Consider the following 15,513-nt stretch of genomic DNA (forward strand, 5'->3'; position numbering starts at 1 on the left):
CTGAAACTCCCGTGAACTGCGCAGAACGGGCGGGCGACCGTTGCCGGAAGGCTCAGACCCCTTCACGCAGGCGCTGCACCGCCACCGCGATGCGGCCCCGCAGATCGGGGTCGGCGACCTGGCCGTCGGCGACGTCCACGCGCGCGACCGGGATCCGCGCGCAGGCCTCTTCGACGATCTTCGCGCCCGCGTACGTGAAGACCTTCCGCAGCGAGTCGTGCGCGTCCCGGCCGCCGGTCGGGGCCGCGATCGAGGACGCGTTGATCCAGGCCACCGGCTTGCCGTACATCTCGCCGCCGCCGACCGTCCAGTCGAGGAGGTTCTTGAACGAGCCCGGCAGCCCGCCCGCGTACTCCGGCGTGCAGATCAGGACCGCGTCGGCTTCCTGCAGCGCGGCACGCAGCGAGACCACCTCGGGGTGCAGCGGGTCGCGGTCGTCATCGGGGTTGAAGTGCGGCAGATCGGCAAGGCCGGTGTACGTCTTGCTCGCGGTGAGGGTCGCGACGGTCCCCAGCACCGCCGCATTGCCCGAGCCGGCTCGCAGGCTGCCGCAGATCAGCAGGATCACGAGGCCAGTCTGCCAGCGAAAGCCCGGTGATGCGCTGGTACGCCTCGATGTACCGGTCGCGCGTGGCCGTCACCACTTCGGGCGGCAGTGGCGGCAGCGGGGAGACGCAGTCCCAGCCGGACACCGGGTCGACCAGCCAGTCGCGCACGTGCTGCTTGTCGAACGACGGCTGCGGGACGCCGGGCTGGTGGCCGTCGGCGAGCCAGTAGCGCGCCGAATCGGGTGTCAGCAGCTCGTCCGCGAGCACGAGCCCCCCGCCGGCGCCGATGCCGAATTCGAACTTCGTGTCCGCCAACAGCAGGCCCTGCTCCGCCGCGCGCGCGGCGCCCCGGCGGTACAGCTCCAGAGAGGCCTCCCGGACCTCCCCGGCGAGCGCGCGGCCCAGCACCGAGACGCACCTACCGAAGTCGATGTTCTCGTCCTTGCAGCCGCGGGGCGCCTTGGTGGACGGGGTGAAGATCGGCTCGGGCAGCCGGGCCGACTCGGCCAGGCCGGGCGGCAGCGCCAGCCCGCACACCTGCCCGGACCGGCGGTAGTCCGCATACCCGCGGCCGGTGAGGTAGCCCCGGACGACCGCCTCCACCGGCAGCATGTCGAGCCGCTCGACCAGCAGCGCGCGGCCGCGCACGGCCTCCGGGATGAGCGGTCCCTCGCAGGTCACGAGGTGGTTCGGGAGGACGTCGGCGAGTTGGCGGAACCAGAACACGCTCATCGCGGTGAGCACGCGGCCCTTGCCGGGGACCGAGGTGGGGAAGACGCGTTCGAAGGCGGAGATGCGGTCGGAGGCGACGACCAGCAGGTGCTCGTCGCCCACCGCGTACAGGTCACGGACCTTGCCGGTGGCCAGCCGTTCGAGGGTGGGGAGGGGTGTCACGCGCTGAACCCTAACGGGCACCCTCCGCCACCATGGATGATGCTGGCATGGCGTACGACTGGATCTCGGTGACCACCGACTACGGCCTGCGCGACGGCTTCGTGGCGGCCTGCCACGGCGTGATCGCGCGGCTGGCGCCCGCGGTGCGGGTGCTCGACGTGACCCACGAAGTGCCGCCCCAGGACATCCGGCACGGGGCGATGGCGCTGGCCCAGACGGTCCCCTACCTGCCGGAATCGGTGCACGTCGCGGTCGTCGACCCCGGTGTCGGGACCGCGCGGCTCGGCGTGGTCGTCGTCGCGGAGGACGGGCTGCTGGTCGGGCCGGACAACGGCCTGCTGCTGCCCGCCGCGCAGGCGCTGGGCGGGGTCCAGGCGGCGTACGAACTCGCCGAGCCGTCGCTGCGGCTGCCGGCGACGTCGGCGACGTTCCACGGGCGGGACGTCTTCGCGCCCGCGGCCGCGCACCTCGCGCTGGGTGTCGCCCCCGCGGACTTCGGCGACCCGGTGGCCGACCTGGTCGCGATGCCCGAGCCGTTCGTCGCCGCGTTCCCCGGGAAGCTCGTGTCGGAGGTCCTGACGGTCGACCACTTCGGCAACGTCCAGCTGGCGGCGACCCCGGCGGACCTCGAGCTCTCGGGCCTGTCGGGCGCGGTTTCCGTGCACAGCGAGCGGGTGGCGGTGACCACCGTGCTCGGGCGGACCTTCGCCGACGTCCCCGCCGGCGCGTCGGTGCTCTACACCGACTCGGCGGGCCGGCTCGCCGTCGCCGTGAACGGCGGCTCCGCGGCGGCCGTGCTCGGGCTCGGGCCGGCCCAGGAGTGCACGATCACCTCGTCGCCGACCGCGACCTGACCCGGCCGCAGCACCGCGGCCTTCATCCCGAAGACGACGCCGCCGCGCGGGTCACGCCGGTAGGTGGCGAGGGTGCGGATCGGTTCGGGGCCGGCCTTCTCGCCGGTCTCCTGGTCGACCATCGGGACCGTGCAGCGGACGCACTTCTCGGCGTAACCGAACTTCGCGGTGCCGGCGGTCAGCTCGCGGGCTTCGTCCTCGCGGTGGGGTTCGGCCCAGCCGGCGATGACGAGGTTGGGGCGGAAGCGGTCCATCGGGACGGGTTCGCCCTGACCGGCGGCGATCCGCTCGTTCAGGCTGTCCAAAGAGGACTCGGAGGCGATGAGCACCGCGTGCCCGTCCGCGAAGGCCGCCGCGCCCGGAAACTCGCCGACGGTGACTCGGTGGTGCTCGGGCGCGACGCCGATCAGTTCGGCCGGCCGGCCGAGCAGGTCCGAGAACCACTCGTCAGCCTGGGGATCTTGCCGGACGCCTTCGCCGTCCCAGGCGGACATCGACACCGGGCGCCGCGGGCCGTCGCGCCGGATGGCGAAGACGACGTCTTCACGACCGGGGGCGGACAGCGCGAGCCGGTCGCCGAGCACCCGCGGCCGGACGGTCGCCATGACCGGGTGCGGCCGCTGCGTGAGGATGTCGCTGTCCGGGGTGATGACCTGGAAGACCCGGTCGTGCGCGAGCCCGGCGGAGGTCACCTCGGCGGACGGCACGTCGACGCCGGCGCAGGCCTTGACCGGGTAATACGTCAGCCGAGCGATTCTCGCCATCTCCGCAGGCTACCCGGGCCACGGCCGCCGAATCCTCTCCTTTCAGAGCACCTGTGAGAGGAACCGCTGCAAGCGCGGGCTCTGCGGCTCGTCGAAGAGCTCCGCCGGTGGGCCCTGCTCGACGATGCGGCCCGCGTCCATGAACGCCACCTCGTCGGCCACGCTGCGGGCGAACCCCATCTCGTGCGTCACCACGATCAACGTCAGCCCCCGCGAAGCCAGGCCCGCCATCAGGTTCAGCACGCCCTTGACCAGCTCCGGGTCCAGCGCGCTCGTCGCCTCGTCGAAGAGCATCACCTCGGGGTCCATCGCCAGCGCCCGCGCGATCGCGACGCGCTGCTGCTGGCCGCCGGACAACGCGCTGGGCCGGTACGGCGCCTTGTCCGCCAGGCCGACGTCCGCCAAGCGAGCCCGGGCGATCGCCGACGCCTCCTCCTTGCTCAGCTTCTTCACGCTGCGCAGCGGCAGCACGATGTTGTCCAGCACGCTCCGGTGGCCGAAGAGGTTGAAGTGCTGGAACACCATGCCGACGCGCTGGCGCAGGGCGTCCGGGTCGGCCTTGATCACCGATTCGCCGTCGAGCAGCAGATCGCCGGAATCGGGCTCCTGCAAGCGGTTCACGCAGCGCAGGAGCGTCGACTTGCCGGAGCCGGACGGGCCGATGACGCACGTCGTCTTCCCGCTCTCGACCCGGAGGTCGACTCCGCGCAGGACTTCGAGCGTGCCGAAGCTGACGTGGATGTCCCGCAGCTCCACACTGGACGAGCGCACCGCCGTCGTCGTCACGAGGGAACCTTCCCGCTGGCGACCAGGTCCAGCTCGTCTCCGTCGCCCGGCTCGTCAACGCGCACCTTGCGGCCGGTCCGGAGCTTCTTGTCGATGTAGTTGACCAGGTGCGTCAGCGGCACGGTGATCACCAGGAAGAACACGCCGGCGGCGACCAGCGGCGACAGGTTGCCGGTGTTCGCCGCGAGGTCCTGGCCGATCCGGAACAGCTCGCGCTGCCCGGACAGCAGCCCGAGCACGTAGACGAGGCTGGAGTCCTTGACCAGCGCGATGAACTGGTTCACCAGCGCCGGCAGCACCCGCCGGACGCCCTGCGGGATGATCACCAGCAGCATCGACTTGGTGTAGCTCATCCCGAGCGCCCGGCTGGCCTCCATCTGGCCCTTGTCCACGCTCTGGATGCCGGACCGGAAGATCTCGCCGATGTAGGCCGCGGCGATCAGCGACAGCGCCAAAATGCCCATCGGGTACGGGTTCGTGCCGACGACGTCCCGGGCGAGCGTGCCGAGCCCCTGGCCGATCAGCAGGATCGTGAGGATGGCCGGCAGCCCGCGGAAGATGTCGGTGTAGATCCGCGCGGGCCAGCGCAGCCACCACTTGGTGGACAGCCCCATCACCGCCAGCACCATGCCGACGACGGTGCCGATCAGCGCCGAGGACACCGACAGGATCAGCGTGTTGAGCAGTCCGGTCTTCAGCAGGTCCGGCAGGACTTGGGAAATGTAGTCCCAGTCCAGGAACGTGTTGACGAAATCGTCCATTGTGGACTACTGCCCCGCCTTGAACTCGGCGGGCACCGGCGCGGTGGGTTCGAACTGGTCGTGCACCTTGACCCACGTGCCGTCCGCGATGACCTTCTTCAGGCCGTCGTTGATCTTGTTGATCAGGTCGGTGTTGCCCTTCTTGAAGGCGAACCCGTGCGGGATGGTCGTGGTGATGGCCTTGGTCACCTTGAGCTTCGCGTCGGCGTTGTTCTTCGCGTAGTCCTCGGCGGTGGCCTGGTCGAACACCGCGCCGTCGATCGCGCCGGTCTTGAGGGCGTTGAGGGCCGCGGCGTCATTGGGGAACCGGACAGCCTGCGCGGTCGGTGCGTTCGTGCCGAGCCACGTGTCCGAGACCGTGCCCTGGACGACGCCGATCCGCTTGCCCGCCAAGGAGTTCTCGTCGGTGATGCCGGCGGTCTCCTTGGCCTCGATGCCGAGCGCCTGGTAGTTGTACGGCGCCGAGAAGTCGACGGTCTTCTTGCGGGCGTCGGTCTGGGAGATCGCCGAGCTGCCGATGTCGAACGTGCCGTTCGCGACCTGGCCGAGCAGCGCCGAAAACTCGGTCGCGGCGAACTCCAGCTTCAGGCCTTCCTTGGCCGCGATGGCCTTCAGCAGCTCGTTGTCGAAGCCGGTGTAGTTGCCGTTCTCCTGGTAGGCGTTCGGCTTCGAGTCGCTCAGCGTGCCGACGCGCAGGGTCTTGTCGCCGCCGCTGTCCGAGCCGCCGCACGCCGTGAGCGCGGCCAGCAAGGTCGCGGTGAGCGCCGTGACCAGTGTCTTCTTCATGCTTCTCCTACTGTGCCGATCGTTACCAATCCGACCACAGCCACGGCCGAATAACTTTGCGACAAAGGTTACGTGCCCCCGTGGGGGTCGGCCTACTTTTGGCCGGATTGGTAACCCTGGAACCCGGCCGGCACCGGAGCGGTCGGCAGGAACTGCTGGTGCAGCTTAAGCCAGGTCCCGTCGGAGATCACCTGCTTGAGCCCGCTGTCGATCTTGCCGAGCAGCTCGGCGTTGCCCTTCTTGACCGCGAACCCGTGCGGCACGTCCGTGACGAAGCTCTTCACGACCACCAGCTTGGCGTCCGGGTTGTCGGCGACGTTCTTCTCGGCGATGGACTGGTCCAGGATGTACGCGTCGACCGCGCCGCTCTTCAACGCGGTCAGCGCGGCGGCGTAGTCGGGGAAGCGCACGGCCTGCGCCGACGGGACCGTGCTGGTCAGCCAGTGGTCGCCGACGGTCGCCTGGATGACGGCGACGCGCTGGCCGGCCAGGCCTTTTTCGTCGGTGACCGGCGTGCCCTGCTTGGCCTGGATGCTCATCGTTTCGAAGTCGTAGGCCGCCGAGAAGTCGACCGTCTTCTTGCGCTCGTCGGTCTGCGCGATCGCCGAGCTGGCGATGTCGTAGCGGCCCGACGCGACCTGCCCGAGCAGCGCCGAGAAGTCGGTCGCGGCGAACTCCAGCTTGAGGTTCTGCTTGGCCGCGATGGCCTTGAGCAACTCGTTGTCGAAGCCGGTGTAGTTGCCGTCCTTGAGGTAGATGTTCGGCGGCGCATCGCTCAGCGTGCCCACGCGCAGCGTCGCGGAAGCGCTGTCCGAGCCGCCGCACGCGGTCAGCGTGAGCGCGGCCGCCAGCACGGTGACGATCAGCTTCTTCATGTCACGCCCCCAGGTTCTTCACGGTCAGGCCGGGCCCGCCCTGCTGCAGTTCCTTCGACAGCGGCGTGTTCTTGTAGAACTGCCCGTAGATGCGGGCGACCGTGCCATCCGCGACGGCCTTCGCGAGGCCGTCGTTCAGCTTGTTCAGCAGTTCGGTGTTCTTCTTGGCCACCGCGAACGCCGACGGCGTGTCCTTGTCCTCGACCGTGTACCCGAGCTCGAGCGGGACGTTCGGGTTCTGGTCCAGGTACTTCTGCCCGATGTCCTGCGGCACGACCCAGCCGTCGAGGGTGCCGTTCTTCAGCTGCGCGAAGCCCGCGTTGTAGTCCGGGAAGCGGACGACCTGGGCGCCGGCGACCTTGCCCGCGAACTCGTCCTGCACCGAACCCTGGACCACGCCGAGGCGCTTGCCGCCCAGCGCACCCGTGTCCTTCAGGTTCGCGCCCTTCGCCGTGACGACCGTGGTGAAGCCGGTGTTGTAGCCGTTGGAGAAGGCGACCGTTTTCTTGCGGGCCTCGGTGCTGGAGATCGTCGAGCTGCCGATGTCGAACTTGCCGCCCGCGACGCCGGCGAGCAGGCTGGAGAACTCGGTGCCGACGAACTCGACCTCGAAGCCTTCACGCTTGGCGATGTCGCGCAGCAACTCGTTGTCGTAGCCGGTGAACCGCCCGTTCTCCAGGTAGATCGACGGCGGGGCGTCGCTCAGCGTCCCGACGCGCAGGGTGGCCGGCCCCGCGTCGGAGCCACCGCAGGCGGCGAGGGTCAACGTCAGCGCGCCCGCGGTGACGGCCGCGGCGATTTTCGACAGCGTGGATCTCATCGCTTCTTCCAGAGGTCGGCGCCCCAAGGGCGCGAGGAAAGCACGTCAGGTCACTGGGTAGACGTCCTGACGCTCCGGGTTCGTGCGATCGAGATTAGGGATTTCGCCCGTTCGAGTGGATTCGTTCCAATCCGTGGACTCGTGCGTCAGCTCACAGGATCGGCTGCGGGACGTACCCCGTGGCCTCGGGGAACCGCTCGAGGACGTGGGTGACGCGCTCGGCCACCTGCGCGACCTGCCGCCCGGCCGTGCCGGTGAACGAAATCCGGTCGGCGAGGAGTTTGTCCAGCTCACCGCGGTCGAGCGGGATGCGGTCGTCGGCCGCGAACCGGTCGAGGAGGTCGTTCTCGGCGCGGCCTTCGCGCATCTCGAGCGCGACGGCGACCGCGTGCTCCTTGATCGCTTCGTGGGCCGTCTCACGCCCGACGCCGCCGCGGACCGACGCCATGAGCACCTTCGTCGTGGTGAGGAAGGGCAGGTAGCGATCAAGCTCACGCTCGATCACCGCCGGGAAGGCGCCGAACTCGGCGAGCACGGTGAGGAACGTCTCCAGCAGGCCGTCGAGGGCGAAGAAACTGTCCGGCAGCGCGACCCGGCGGACGACCGAGTCGGAGACGTCGCCCTCGTTCCACTGGTCGCCGGCCAGCTCGCCGATCATCGACAGGTAGCCGCGCAGCACGACGGCCAGGCCGTTCACCCGCTCGCACGAGCGGGTGTTCATCTTGTGCGGCATGGCGGACGAGCCGACCTGGCCGGGCTTGAAGCCCTCGGTGACCAGCTCGTGCCCGGCCATCAGCCGGATCGTCTTGGCCAGGCTGGACGGCGCCGCGGCGAGCTGGACCACAGTGGACAGCACGTCGAAGTCGAGCGAGCGCGGGTACACCTGGCCGACGCTGACGAACCGCCGGTTGAACCCGAGGTGCTGCATCACGCGATCCTCGAGCTGGTCCAAAGTGGACTCGTCGCCGAGCAGGTCGAGCATGTCCTGCGCGGTGCCGACCGGGCCCTTGATGCCGCGCAGCGGGTAGCGCTCGATGAGGTTGTCGAGCCGCTCGAAGGCGACCAGCAGCTCGTCGGCCGCCGTGGCGAACCGCTTGCCGAGGGTGGTGGCCTGCGCGGCGACGTTGTGCGAGCGCCCGGCCATGACGGTGTCGGCGTGCTCGACGGCGAGGGTGGCCAGCCGCGCCAGCACGGCGGCGACGCGGGTGCGCACGAGCTCGAGGGAGCGGAGCAGCTGCAGCTGCTCGACGTTCTCGGTGAGGTCGCGCGAGGTCATGCCCTTGTGGATGTGCTCGTGGCCGGCGAGGTCGCTGAACTCCTCGATCCGCGCCTTGACGTCGTGGCGGGTGACGCGCTCGCGGGCGGCGATCGACTCGAGGTCGACGTCGCCGACGACCCGCTCGTACGCCTCGACGACGCCATCCGGCACCTCGACGCCGAGGTCCCGCTGGGCCTTGAGGACGGCGAGCCAGAGCTGCCGTTCGAGGACCACCTTCTGCTCCGGGGACCAGAGCGAGACCAGGTCCGCCGAGGCGTAGCGGGCGGCGAGTACGTTCGGAATGCGGGGCTTGTCCGTCACGCCCTCAACATACCTGCGCAGGTCAGCGCGATGACGGCCCGGGCTTTCACCATTCGGCGAAGCTGCCGTCGTCGTGCCGCCACACCGGTGAGCGCCAGGCGTGCCCGATCTCGTCCGCGCGGCGCACGGCCGCTTCGTCGACTTCGATGCCGAGGCCGGGCTTGAGCGGCCGGGCCGCGTAACCGTCCTGGAAGGCGAAGACCGACGGATCGACGAGGTATCCGTGCTCCCGGCCGTCGTGGTAGTGCATGCCCGCACTTTGTTCCTGGATCAGGAAGTTCGGCGTCGCGAAGGCCACCTGCAGCGACGCGGCCAGCGAAATCGGGCCGAGCGGGCAGTGCGGCGCCAGCGAAGCGCCGTACATCTCGGCCAGCGCGCCGATCCGCCGCAGCTCCGAGATGCCGCCGGCGTGCGACGGATCCGGCTGGACGACCGCGACACCGGCGTCGAGCACCGGCTTGAACTCCCACCGCGAATAGAGCCGCTCGCCGACCGCGATCGGCACCGTGGACGCCTCGACGACCGCACGCAGCGCGTCGCCCTGGGTCTCCGGCAGCACCGGCTCCTCGACGAACATCGGCTGGACGTCCTCCAGCATCCGCACCAGCCGGCGCGCCATCGCGGGCGAGACGCGGCCGTGGAAGTCGATGGCGAGGTCGCGGTGCGGGCCGAGCGCCTCCCGAGCTTCCCAGGCGCGCGCCACCGCAGCGTCGGCCTCGGCCGGGGAGGCGATCGCCGCCAGCGGGCCGGCGACGTTCATCTTCACCGCGGTGAACCCGGCCTCGACCTGGGCGGCCACGGCTTCGCGGATACCGGCCGGGCGGTCGCCGCCGACCCAGCTGTAGACGCGGACGCGGTCGCGGACCGGGCCGCCGAGCAGCTCGTGCACCGGCGCGTTGCGGACCTTGCCCGCGATGTCCCACAGCGCGTGGTCGAACCCGGCCAGGGCGCTGGAGAGCACCGGGCCGCCGCGGTAGAACCCGCCGCGGCGCAGCACCTGCCAGTGGTCCTCGATGCGCAGCGGGTCCTGGCCGATCAGCAGCTCGGACAGTTCGTGCACGGCCGCGCGCACGGTCTCCGCGCGGCCCTCGACCACGGGCTCGCCCCAGCCGCTGATCCCTTCGTCGGTACTGACCTTGAGGAACAGCCAGCGCGGCGCGACCAGGAACGTTTCGATGGCGGTGATCTTCACCCGTGTGCCCCGTTTCTACGCGGAATCCTTGGCGGCGGACCAGCCGCCGTCGACCGTCAGTTCGGCCCCGGTGACGAACGACGCGGCGGCCGAGAGCAGGAACGCGATCACGTCCGCGACCTCCTCCGGCCGGCCGAGGCGACCCGCCGGCGTCGCCCGCGCGCTGCGTTCGCGATCCGCCGGCGGGATGTGCTTCCAGGCTTCGGTGAGCACCGGCCCCGGCAGCACGGAGTTGACCCGCACCTCGGGGCCGTACTCGACGGCCAGCTGCCGGGCGAGCGCGACGAGCGCGCCCTTGCTCGCGGCGTACGCGGGATGGCCCGGCAGGCCGAAGTGCGCGTGCACCGAGGAGACCAGCACGATGGCGCCACGACGTTCCCGCAGCGACGGCAGGCACGCCTTCACGGCCAGGTAGGCGCCGGTCAGGTTGACGTCGAGCTGGCGCTGCCACTCGGCGCGGCCGATCTCGTGCAGCGGCCCGGTGCTGGGCACGTAGGCGTTGCTGACCAGCGCGTCCACCTCGCCGATGGCCGCCCAGGTCGCTTCGTCGCTCACCGAACCCCGGATCGGCGTGACGCCGGCGGGCAGTTCGGCGACGTCCACGCCCAGCACGCGGTAGCCGTCCGCCAGGAGCTTCCGCGCCGTCGCCGCCCCGATGCCGGACGCCGCTCCGGTCACCACCGCTGTCCGCATCGCCTCTCCCGTCCTCGGAGTTCTCTGCCGTGAGCATGGTCGTGGAACTCCTGCCGAGCATGCCGAGACGGAGCGGCCATCGTCAATAATAAAACCTAAATTAAGTTTATAGCCGAGGCCGCTGATTCGGGAGCTATCGCCGGAAGATCACGCGCCCTAGGCTTCGCTGGTCGAAACGCTGTTGAGGAGCGCGCATGGCTGAGCTGGTCTTCGTCGGGTGCTACACCGGCGATGCGGGGAACGGCACCGGGATCACGACGCTCTCGCGGTCGCCGTCCGGCTCGTTGCGCGAAGTGGCTTCGCTGCCGCTGGAGTCGCCGTCGTGGCTGACGCGCCACCCGTCGTTGCCGGTGCTGTACGCGGCCAACGAGCTGTCCACCGGTGGCGTGACGGCGTTGGCCATCTCGCCGTCGGGCGAGCTGTCGGTGCTGGGCACGGCCGAGACGGGCGGTGCGCACCCGTGCCACCTGGCGGTGACGCCGGACGGCCGGTTCCTGGTGTGCGCCAACTACACCGGCGGCAGTGTCGCGGTGTTTTCGCTGTCGCCGTCCGGTGCGCCGTCCGCCCGGACGGCCCTGGTCCAGCACCACGGCACCGGCCCGGTGTCCGACCGCCAGGAGGCGGCGCACGTCCACATGGCGGTCCCGTCGGCGGACGGGTCCGTCGTGAGCGCGGTCGACCTCGGCACGGACGAGATCCGCAGCTACACGCTGACGCCATCGGGTGCCCTCGAGCCGTTGGCGGTGTCTTCGCTGCCGCCGGGCACGGGGCCGCGCCAGCTGGTGCGCCGGCCGGGCACGGACCTGGCCTACGTCGTCGGCGAGCTGGCCGGGACGCTGGTGACCGTCCGCGAGAAGGCACCGGGCGCGTTCGAGGTGGTGTCCTCGACGCCGTCGACGCTTTCTTCCGTGACGCCCAACCTGGTGGCGCACCTGGAGCTGACCGACTCGCGCCTGTACGTGTCGAACCGCGGGCCGGACTGCGTCACGGAGTTCGCGCTGGACGAGGCGGCCGCGGTGGCGGACCAGCCGTGCGGCGCGAACCCGCGGCACTTCGCCTTGGTGGACGGCACTTGTTACGTGGCGGCGCAGTCGGAGAACGCGATCACGGCGTTCACGCTGACCGCGTCCGGCGAGGCGGAGCTGCGGTACTACCCGACGGGGTCGCCGACGTTCGTGCTGCCGGTTTCGCTTTCTTGACCCCGGATCGATAATGCCGTCATCACCTCCCCGGCTGAGAGGGCCCCTCCATTGACCGAACACCGGCCACGCGGGCTGCACGGCCAGACCGTGGAGGCACTGGCCAGCCGGATCCTCTCCGACGAGTGGGGCGAGGGCACCGTCCTGGACCTGCCCGCGCTGCGCGAAGAGCTCGACATCAGCCTGACCGCGCTGCGCGAAGCGCTGAAGGTGCTGGCCGCCAAGGGCATGATCGATGCCCGGCAGAAGCGGGGCACCTTCGTGCAGCCGCGCGAAAAGTGGAACATGCTCGACGCCGACGTCATGCGCTGGCAGACCGCGGCCGCCGATGATCCGGTGCTGCTCGACGAGCTCACCGAGGTGCGCGCGGTCGTCGAGCCCGCCGCCGCCCGGTTCGCCGCCGAGCGGGCGACCGAGGACGACCTCGAGGCGCTGCGGGAGGCGCTCGCCGACATGGCCGCCGCGGGGGATGATCCGGCGGCGAGCGTCCAGGCCGACCTCGCCTTCCACCGCCGGCTGATGGCCGCCACGCACAACAGCTTCCTGATGCGGATGGAACGGGTCATCGCGATCGGGCTGGCCGAGCGCGACAAGCTCGTGCACGGCTCCTCGGCCGCGGAGGACCCGGTGCCGAACCACCGGAAGGTGTTCGACGCGATCGTCGCGGGCGATCCGGCCGCGGCGGAGCAGGCGATGCTCGCCCTGGTCACGAAGGCCCGCGAAGACCTCGAGAAAGCTCAGCGCACGCGGTCTTGAGCGGCGGGCTCCAGCGCCGCCTGGAGCATCCGGGCCGCCGCCGCGCGGGGCTCCGGGTCGACCGCGATCAGGGCGTTCACCACCGCGCCGTCGACCAGCGCGACCAGCCGCTCCAGCTCGGTTTCGGTGACCGGGGTGCCCGACCGGGCGAAGATCTCCGTCAGCAGCTCGTTGAGCTGGGCCGACAGCGTCCGCATCAGCGGCCGCAGGTACGGGCGGCGGCCGGTCGCGACCAGCCGCTCGTACCGCAGGAGAACGGCTTCGGCGTCGGCCGCCGGGTCACCGCTGCCCGGGCCGAGCAGCAGGTCCAGCACCAGGTCGACGGTCGCCTGCACCCCGCGGTTGCGGGTCGCGAGCTCCTCGAGCCGGCGGCGGCCGGTCGCCAGCTCGGCGTTCGAGTGGTGCTCGACGGCCGCCGTGACCAGGTCTTCCAGCGAGTCGAAGTAGTACGTCGTCGACGCGAGCGGCAGGCCCGCCCGCTCGGCCACCGCCCGGTGCCGGACGGCGTCGAACCCGCCCTCGACGAGCAGTTTCGCGGCGGCCTCGACGAGCGCGGCGCGCCGTCGCTCCCCCTTGGGGGTGGTCGCAGCGGTCATGGCCGGTCATTCTGCCAACCGGGCCGACCCGGGCTCAGAAGCGGGGCGCGAGATCGCGCGCGAACCGGTCCACCTGGCCCGCGTACGGCGCCGCCGATCCTGCGGAAGGCACGCTGACCAGCACCAGCACCCCACCGGACGCCGTCCCGATCCGGGCCGTGACCGTGCCGGCCGGCTGGGACTTGAAGACCTCCGGGACGCCCTTCGGGTACAGCGCCGCGGCGACTTCGCCGCCCGGAACCGGGAACCCGGCGGACCGCGACACCGTCGAACAGGCGCCGCCCGGGACGGCCTGGTCGGCGAAGTGGCCGGGGAGCTCGCCAGCGAGGGCGATGGCGAGCTCCCCGTCCACCTGTTCGCACCCGGAGGCGCCTTCGGCCAATGGGCCGGTCTTCCCGTCCCCGGCACCCCCCTGCTGAGGTGACCGGGACGAGAAGTTCGGTGACTCCCCCCCGATTTCAGGACGCATCGGGCCGTCTCCGGGTTGCGTGGCGCCCGGCCTCCCTTGCGCGGGTACGGCGTGGTCCGCCGCGGTCATCGACTTCGAGCTGTCCCCGGACAGCTGGCCGGAGAGGCCGAACCCGGCGACGACCAGCGCGGCGGCACTCACCCCGGCGGTGATCCGGTTCCGCCGGCGCACGGTCTGGCGGCGGGATTCGCGGACGACGTCGTCCTGGCTGAACGACGGTTCGGGGGCGTCCCCGGGCGCGGCGGAGAACAGCGAGCGCAGCTCCTGCTCATCCATTGGTCTCCACCTCCCGTTCGAGGACCTGCCTCAGGTTCGCCAGCCCGCGAGCGGTCTGGCTCTTCACGTTGCCTTCGCTGCAGCCCAGCGCCGTCGCCGCGCCGGTCACGTCGAGTCCTTCGAAGAACCGCAAGACCAGCACCGCGCGCTGCTTGGGCGGCACTTCCTTCAGCGCCGCGAGCAGGTCCTCCCTGGTCGCGACGAGGTCGTCGAGGCCGGGCGTGTCGTCGGACGGCTCCGGCAGCGTCTCGGTCTGCCACTCGCGCCGCCACGGACGCCGCGATTCGTCGATCGACGCCCGGACGAGCGTCTTGCGGACGTACGCGTCGGTCGCCGCGCGATCCCTGATCTTCTTCCACCTCCGGTGCAGTGCGACGAACGCCGTCTGCGCGAGGTCGTCCGCCCGGTGCCAGTCGCCGCAGAGCATGTACGCGGTCCGGCGCACGGCGTCCCGCCTGGCGGCGAAGTACTCCGCGAACTCCTGCTCGTCGCGCTGGTCCACGCGCAGTCGTGCTCCGCTCTGTTGTCGTTCGCCCGGGAGGACGGAATCAGGGGCATCCACGGTTGCACGGACCGAGCGGGTTCGACCACCCGAGGGCTCATTGATCTCCACGACGTGGGTGTGATGTGATCGGTCCGTGACCTTCACCCCGCCCGTCCTGGATTTCCGCTCCGACACCGTGACCCGGCCGGACGAAACGATGCGGGCGGCGATGGCCTCCGCCGAAGTCGGGGACAACGTCCTCGAGCGCGATCCCACGGTCGCGGAGCTGGAGGAGCGCGCGGCGCACGTCCTGGGCATGCAGGCCGCGCTCTGGGTGCCGAGCGGGACGATGGCCAACCTGATCGCGCTGAGCCTGCACCTGCAGCGCGGCGACCGGTTCCTCGCCACCCGGGGCGCGCACGTGCTGGTCAACGAGCTGGGCTCGGCGGCGTGGCTGGCCGGCGGCATGCCGGACATCCTCGAGCACGACGGCGGCCCGGGCCGCCCGTCGCCCGACACGCTCGCGGCCGCGATCGGACAGCCCGGGCCGTACTTCACATTGCGGACATCGCTGCTGTGCCTCGAGAACACCCACAACGCGGCCGGCGGCGCGGTGACCCCGCCCGACGAGCACGCCCAGCTGCTGTCCGTCGCCAAGGAAGCGGGCCTGACCGTGCACCTCGACGGCGCCCGGCTGTGGCAGGCCGCGGTCGCCCTCGAAGTGCCGCCGGCCGCGCTGACCGTCGGCGTCGACACCGTGTCCGCCTGTTTCAGCAAGGGCCTCGGCGCGCCGGTCGGCTCGGTCGTCGCGGGCAGCGCGGCGTTCGTCGAGCGGGCCCGCCGGATGCGGCAGATGCTGGGCGGCGGCGTCCGGCAGGGCGGTGTCCTGGCCGCGGCCTGCCTGATCGCGCTGGACCGCATCCCCGACCTGGCCGAGTCGCACGAGAACGCCCGGCGGCTCGCCGACGGCCTCCGCGAGCACGGCTGGCCGGCCAACACGCCCGACACCAACATCGTGCTCGCCGAAGTGCCCGACATCCCGACCGCGCTCGCCTGGCTCGACTCGCTCGGCATCCGGGCGGTGCAGATGGCGGGCAAGGTCCGGTTCGTGACCCACCGGGACCTGAGTGCGACCGACGTCGAAGAAGCCGTACGCCGGATCAAGACCGGCGTCTGAGAAG

General features: G+C 71.1%; 18 protein-coding genes. 4 read left to right on the forward strand and 14 right to left on the reverse strand.

Features of this window, described 5'->3' with window-relative positions; genetic code table 11:
- Positions 1 to 52: 52 nt before the first annotated feature.
- Both ISP_RS46400 and ISP_RS46405 read right to left on the reverse strand, forming a co-directional pair.
- Positions 53 to 517 (reverse strand): NADPH-dependent FMN reductase, encoded by a 465-nt coding sequence (locus ISP_RS46400; RefSeq protein WP_013230767.1) that lies wholly within the window; start codon positions 515 to 517, stop codon positions 53 to 55.
- Complete coding sequence (locus ISP_RS46405) at positions 438 to 1,442, reverse strand: phosphoribosylaminoimidazolesuccinocarboxamide synthase (protein ID WP_013230768.1); 1,005 nt, start codon at positions 1,440 to 1,442, stop codon at positions 438 to 440. The genes ISP_RS46400 and ISP_RS46405 overlap by 80 nt, the downstream gene beginning before the upstream one ends.
- A gap of 47 nt (positions 1,443 to 1,489) precedes the next feature.
- On the opposite strand from ISP_RS46405, the gene ISP_RS46410 reads away from it, so the two are divergent.
- Positions 1,490 to 2,296 (forward strand): SAM hydrolase/SAM-dependent halogenase family protein, encoded by an 807-nt coding sequence (locus ISP_RS46410; RefSeq protein ID WP_013230769.1) that lies wholly within the window; start codon positions 1,490 to 1,492, stop codon positions 2,294 to 2,296.
- Here ISP_RS46410 and ISP_RS46415 read toward each other — a convergent pair.
- From ISP_RS46415 to ISP_RS46455, 9 genes are all read right to left on the reverse strand, one after another.
- The gene (locus tag ISP_RS46415; protein ID WP_014467857.1) at positions 2,179 to 3,060 is read right to left on the reverse strand and encodes an MOSC domain-containing protein; all 882 of its coding nucleotides are present in this window, start codon (positions 3,058 to 3,060) and stop codon (positions 2,179 to 2,181) included. The genes ISP_RS46410 and ISP_RS46415 overlap by 118 nt on opposite strands.
- 42 nt (positions 3,061 to 3,102) lie before the next feature.
- A complete protein-coding gene (locus tag ISP_RS46420; protein WP_013230770.1) occupies positions 3,103 to 3,846 on the reverse strand; it encodes an amino acid ABC transporter ATP-binding protein in 744 nt (247 codons plus the stop codon).
- Positions 3,843 to 4,607, reverse strand: a complete 765-nt coding sequence (locus ISP_RS46425; protein WP_013230771.1) for an amino acid ABC transporter permease — start codon at positions 4,605 to 4,607, stop codon at positions 3,843 to 3,845. The genes ISP_RS46420 and ISP_RS46425 overlap by 4 nt, the downstream gene beginning before the upstream one ends.
- A gap of 6 nt (positions 4,608 to 4,613) precedes the next feature.
- Positions 4,614 to 5,393, reverse strand: a complete 780-nt coding sequence (locus tag ISP_RS46430) for an ABC transporter substrate-binding protein (protein ID WP_013230772.1) — start codon at positions 5,391 to 5,393, stop codon at positions 4,614 to 4,616.
- Between the two features lie 92 nt (positions 5,394 to 5,485).
- The gene (locus tag ISP_RS46435) at positions 5,486 to 6,268 is read right to left on the reverse strand and encodes an ABC transporter substrate-binding protein (protein ID WP_013230773.1); all 783 of its coding nucleotides are present in this window, start codon (positions 6,266 to 6,268) and stop codon (positions 5,486 to 5,488) included.
- Between the two features lies 1 nt (position 6,269).
- Positions 6,270 to 7,088: an ABC transporter substrate-binding protein gene (locus tag ISP_RS46440; RefSeq protein ID WP_013230774.1), complete on the reverse strand. Its 819-nt coding sequence runs from the start codon at positions 7,086 to 7,088 to the stop codon at positions 6,270 to 6,272.
- 151 nt (positions 7,089 to 7,239) lie between these two features.
- Positions 7,240 to 8,667 carry an adenylosuccinate lyase gene (gene purB / locus ISP_RS46445; RefSeq protein WP_013230775.1) on the reverse strand — a complete coding sequence of 476 codons (1,428 nt, stop codon included), beginning with the start codon at positions 8,665 to 8,667 and terminating at the stop codon, positions 7,240 to 7,242.
- A gap of 46 nt (positions 8,668 to 8,713) precedes the next feature.
- A complete protein-coding gene (gene dgoD / locus ISP_RS46450) occupies positions 8,714 to 9,859 on the reverse strand; it encodes a galactonate dehydratase (RefSeq protein WP_013230776.1) in 1,146 nt (381 codons plus the stop codon).
- A 15-nt stretch (positions 9,860 to 9,874) separates the two neighbouring features.
- The gene (locus ISP_RS46455) at positions 9,875 to 10,552 is read right to left on the reverse strand and encodes an SDR family NAD(P)-dependent oxidoreductase (protein WP_013230777.1); all 678 of its coding nucleotides are present in this window, start codon (positions 10,550 to 10,552) and stop codon (positions 9,875 to 9,877) included.
- A gap of 194 nt (positions 10,553 to 10,746) precedes the next feature.
- On the opposite strand from ISP_RS46455, the gene ISP_RS46460 reads away from it, so the two are divergent.
- Both ISP_RS46460 and ISP_RS46465 read left to right on the forward strand, forming a co-directional pair.
- Positions 10,747 to 11,751, forward strand: a complete 1,005-nt coding sequence (locus ISP_RS46460; protein WP_013230778.1) for a lactonase family protein — start codon at positions 10,747 to 10,749, stop codon at positions 11,749 to 11,751.
- Positions 11,752 to 11,802: 51 nt separating this feature from the next.
- A complete protein-coding gene (locus ISP_RS46465; RefSeq protein ID WP_013230779.1) occupies positions 11,803 to 12,507 on the forward strand; it encodes a FadR/GntR family transcriptional regulator in 705 nt (234 codons plus the stop codon).
- Here the strand turns inward: ISP_RS46465 and ISP_RS46470 are convergent.
- Genes ISP_RS46470 through ISP_RS46480 form a run of 3 tightly spaced genes read right to left on the reverse strand, consistent with a single transcriptional unit; the run spans position 12,489 to position 14,350 of the window.
- A complete protein-coding gene (locus ISP_RS46470) occupies positions 12,489 to 13,103 on the reverse strand; it encodes a TetR/AcrR family transcriptional regulator (RefSeq protein WP_013230780.1) in 615 nt (204 codons plus the stop codon). The two genes, ISP_RS46465 and ISP_RS46470, sit on opposite strands and share 19 nt — an antisense overlap.
- A 34-nt stretch (positions 13,104 to 13,137) precedes the next feature.
- On the reverse strand, positions 13,138 to 13,848 hold the full coding sequence (locus tag ISP_RS46475; protein ID WP_013230781.1) for a hypothetical protein: 711 nt from the start codon (positions 13,846 to 13,848) through the stop codon (positions 13,138 to 13,140).
- Positions 13,841 to 14,350, reverse strand: a complete 510-nt coding sequence (locus ISP_RS46480; RefSeq protein ID WP_013230782.1) for a SigE family RNA polymerase sigma factor — start codon at positions 14,348 to 14,350, stop codon at positions 13,841 to 13,843. The genes ISP_RS46475 and ISP_RS46480 overlap by 8 nt, the downstream gene beginning before the upstream one ends.
- Before the next feature lie 136 nt (positions 14,351 to 14,486).
- On the opposite strand from ISP_RS46480, the gene ISP_RS46485 reads away from it, so the two are divergent.
- Positions 14,487 to 15,509, forward strand: coding sequence for a threonine aldolase family protein (locus tag ISP_RS46485; protein ID WP_013230783.1), 1,023 nt, complete (start codon positions 14,487 to 14,489; stop codon positions 15,507 to 15,509).
- Positions 15,510 to 15,513 lie beyond the last annotated feature (4 nt).

It is taken from the genome of Amycolatopsis mediterranei, assembly GCF_026017845.1.
Classification (GTDB): Bacteria; Actinomycetota; Actinomycetes; order Mycobacteriales; family Pseudonocardiaceae; genus Amycolatopsis; species Amycolatopsis mediterranei.

Bases quoted from the DNA above. Each gene is read 5' to 3' on its own strand.
- ISP_RS46410 (WP_013230769.1), top strand. From the start codon at position 1,490: ATGGCGTACGACTGGATCTCGGTGACCACCGACTACGGCCTGCGCGAC.
- ISP_RS46415 (WP_014467857.1), bottom strand. From the start codon at position 3,060: ATGGCGAGAATCGCTCGGCTGACGTATTACCCGGTCAAGGCCTGCGCC.
- ISP_RS46425 (WP_013230771.1), bottom strand. From the start codon at position 4,607: ATGGACGATTTCGTCAACACGTTCCTGGACTGGGACTACATTTCCCAA.
- ISP_RS46430 (WP_013230772.1), bottom strand. From the start codon at position 5,393: ATGAAGAAGACACTGGTCACGGCGCTCACCGCGACCTTGCTGGCCGCG.
- ISP_RS46435 (WP_013230773.1), bottom strand. From the start codon at position 6,268: ATGAAGAAGCTGATCGTCACCGTGCTGGCGGCCGCGCTCACGCTGACC.
- ISP_RS46440 (WP_013230774.1), bottom strand. From the start codon at position 7,088: ATGAGATCCACGCTGTCGAAAATCGCCGCGGCCGTCACCGCGGGCGCG.
- ISP_RS46455 (WP_013230777.1), bottom strand. From the start codon at position 10,552: ATGCGGACAGCGGTGGTGACCGGAGCGGCGTCCGGCATCGGGGCGGCG.
- ISP_RS46460 (WP_013230778.1), top strand. From the start codon at position 10,747: ATGGCTGAGCTGGTCTTCGTCGGGTGCTACACCGGCGATGCGGGGAAC.
- ISP_RS46470 (WP_013230780.1), bottom strand. From the start codon at position 13,103: ATGACCGCTGCGACCACCCCCAAGGGGGAGCGACGGCGCGCCGCGCTC.
- ISP_RS46475 (WP_013230781.1), bottom strand. From the start codon at position 13,848: ATGGATGAGCAGGAGCTGCGCTCGCTGTTCTCCGCCGCGCCCGGGGAC.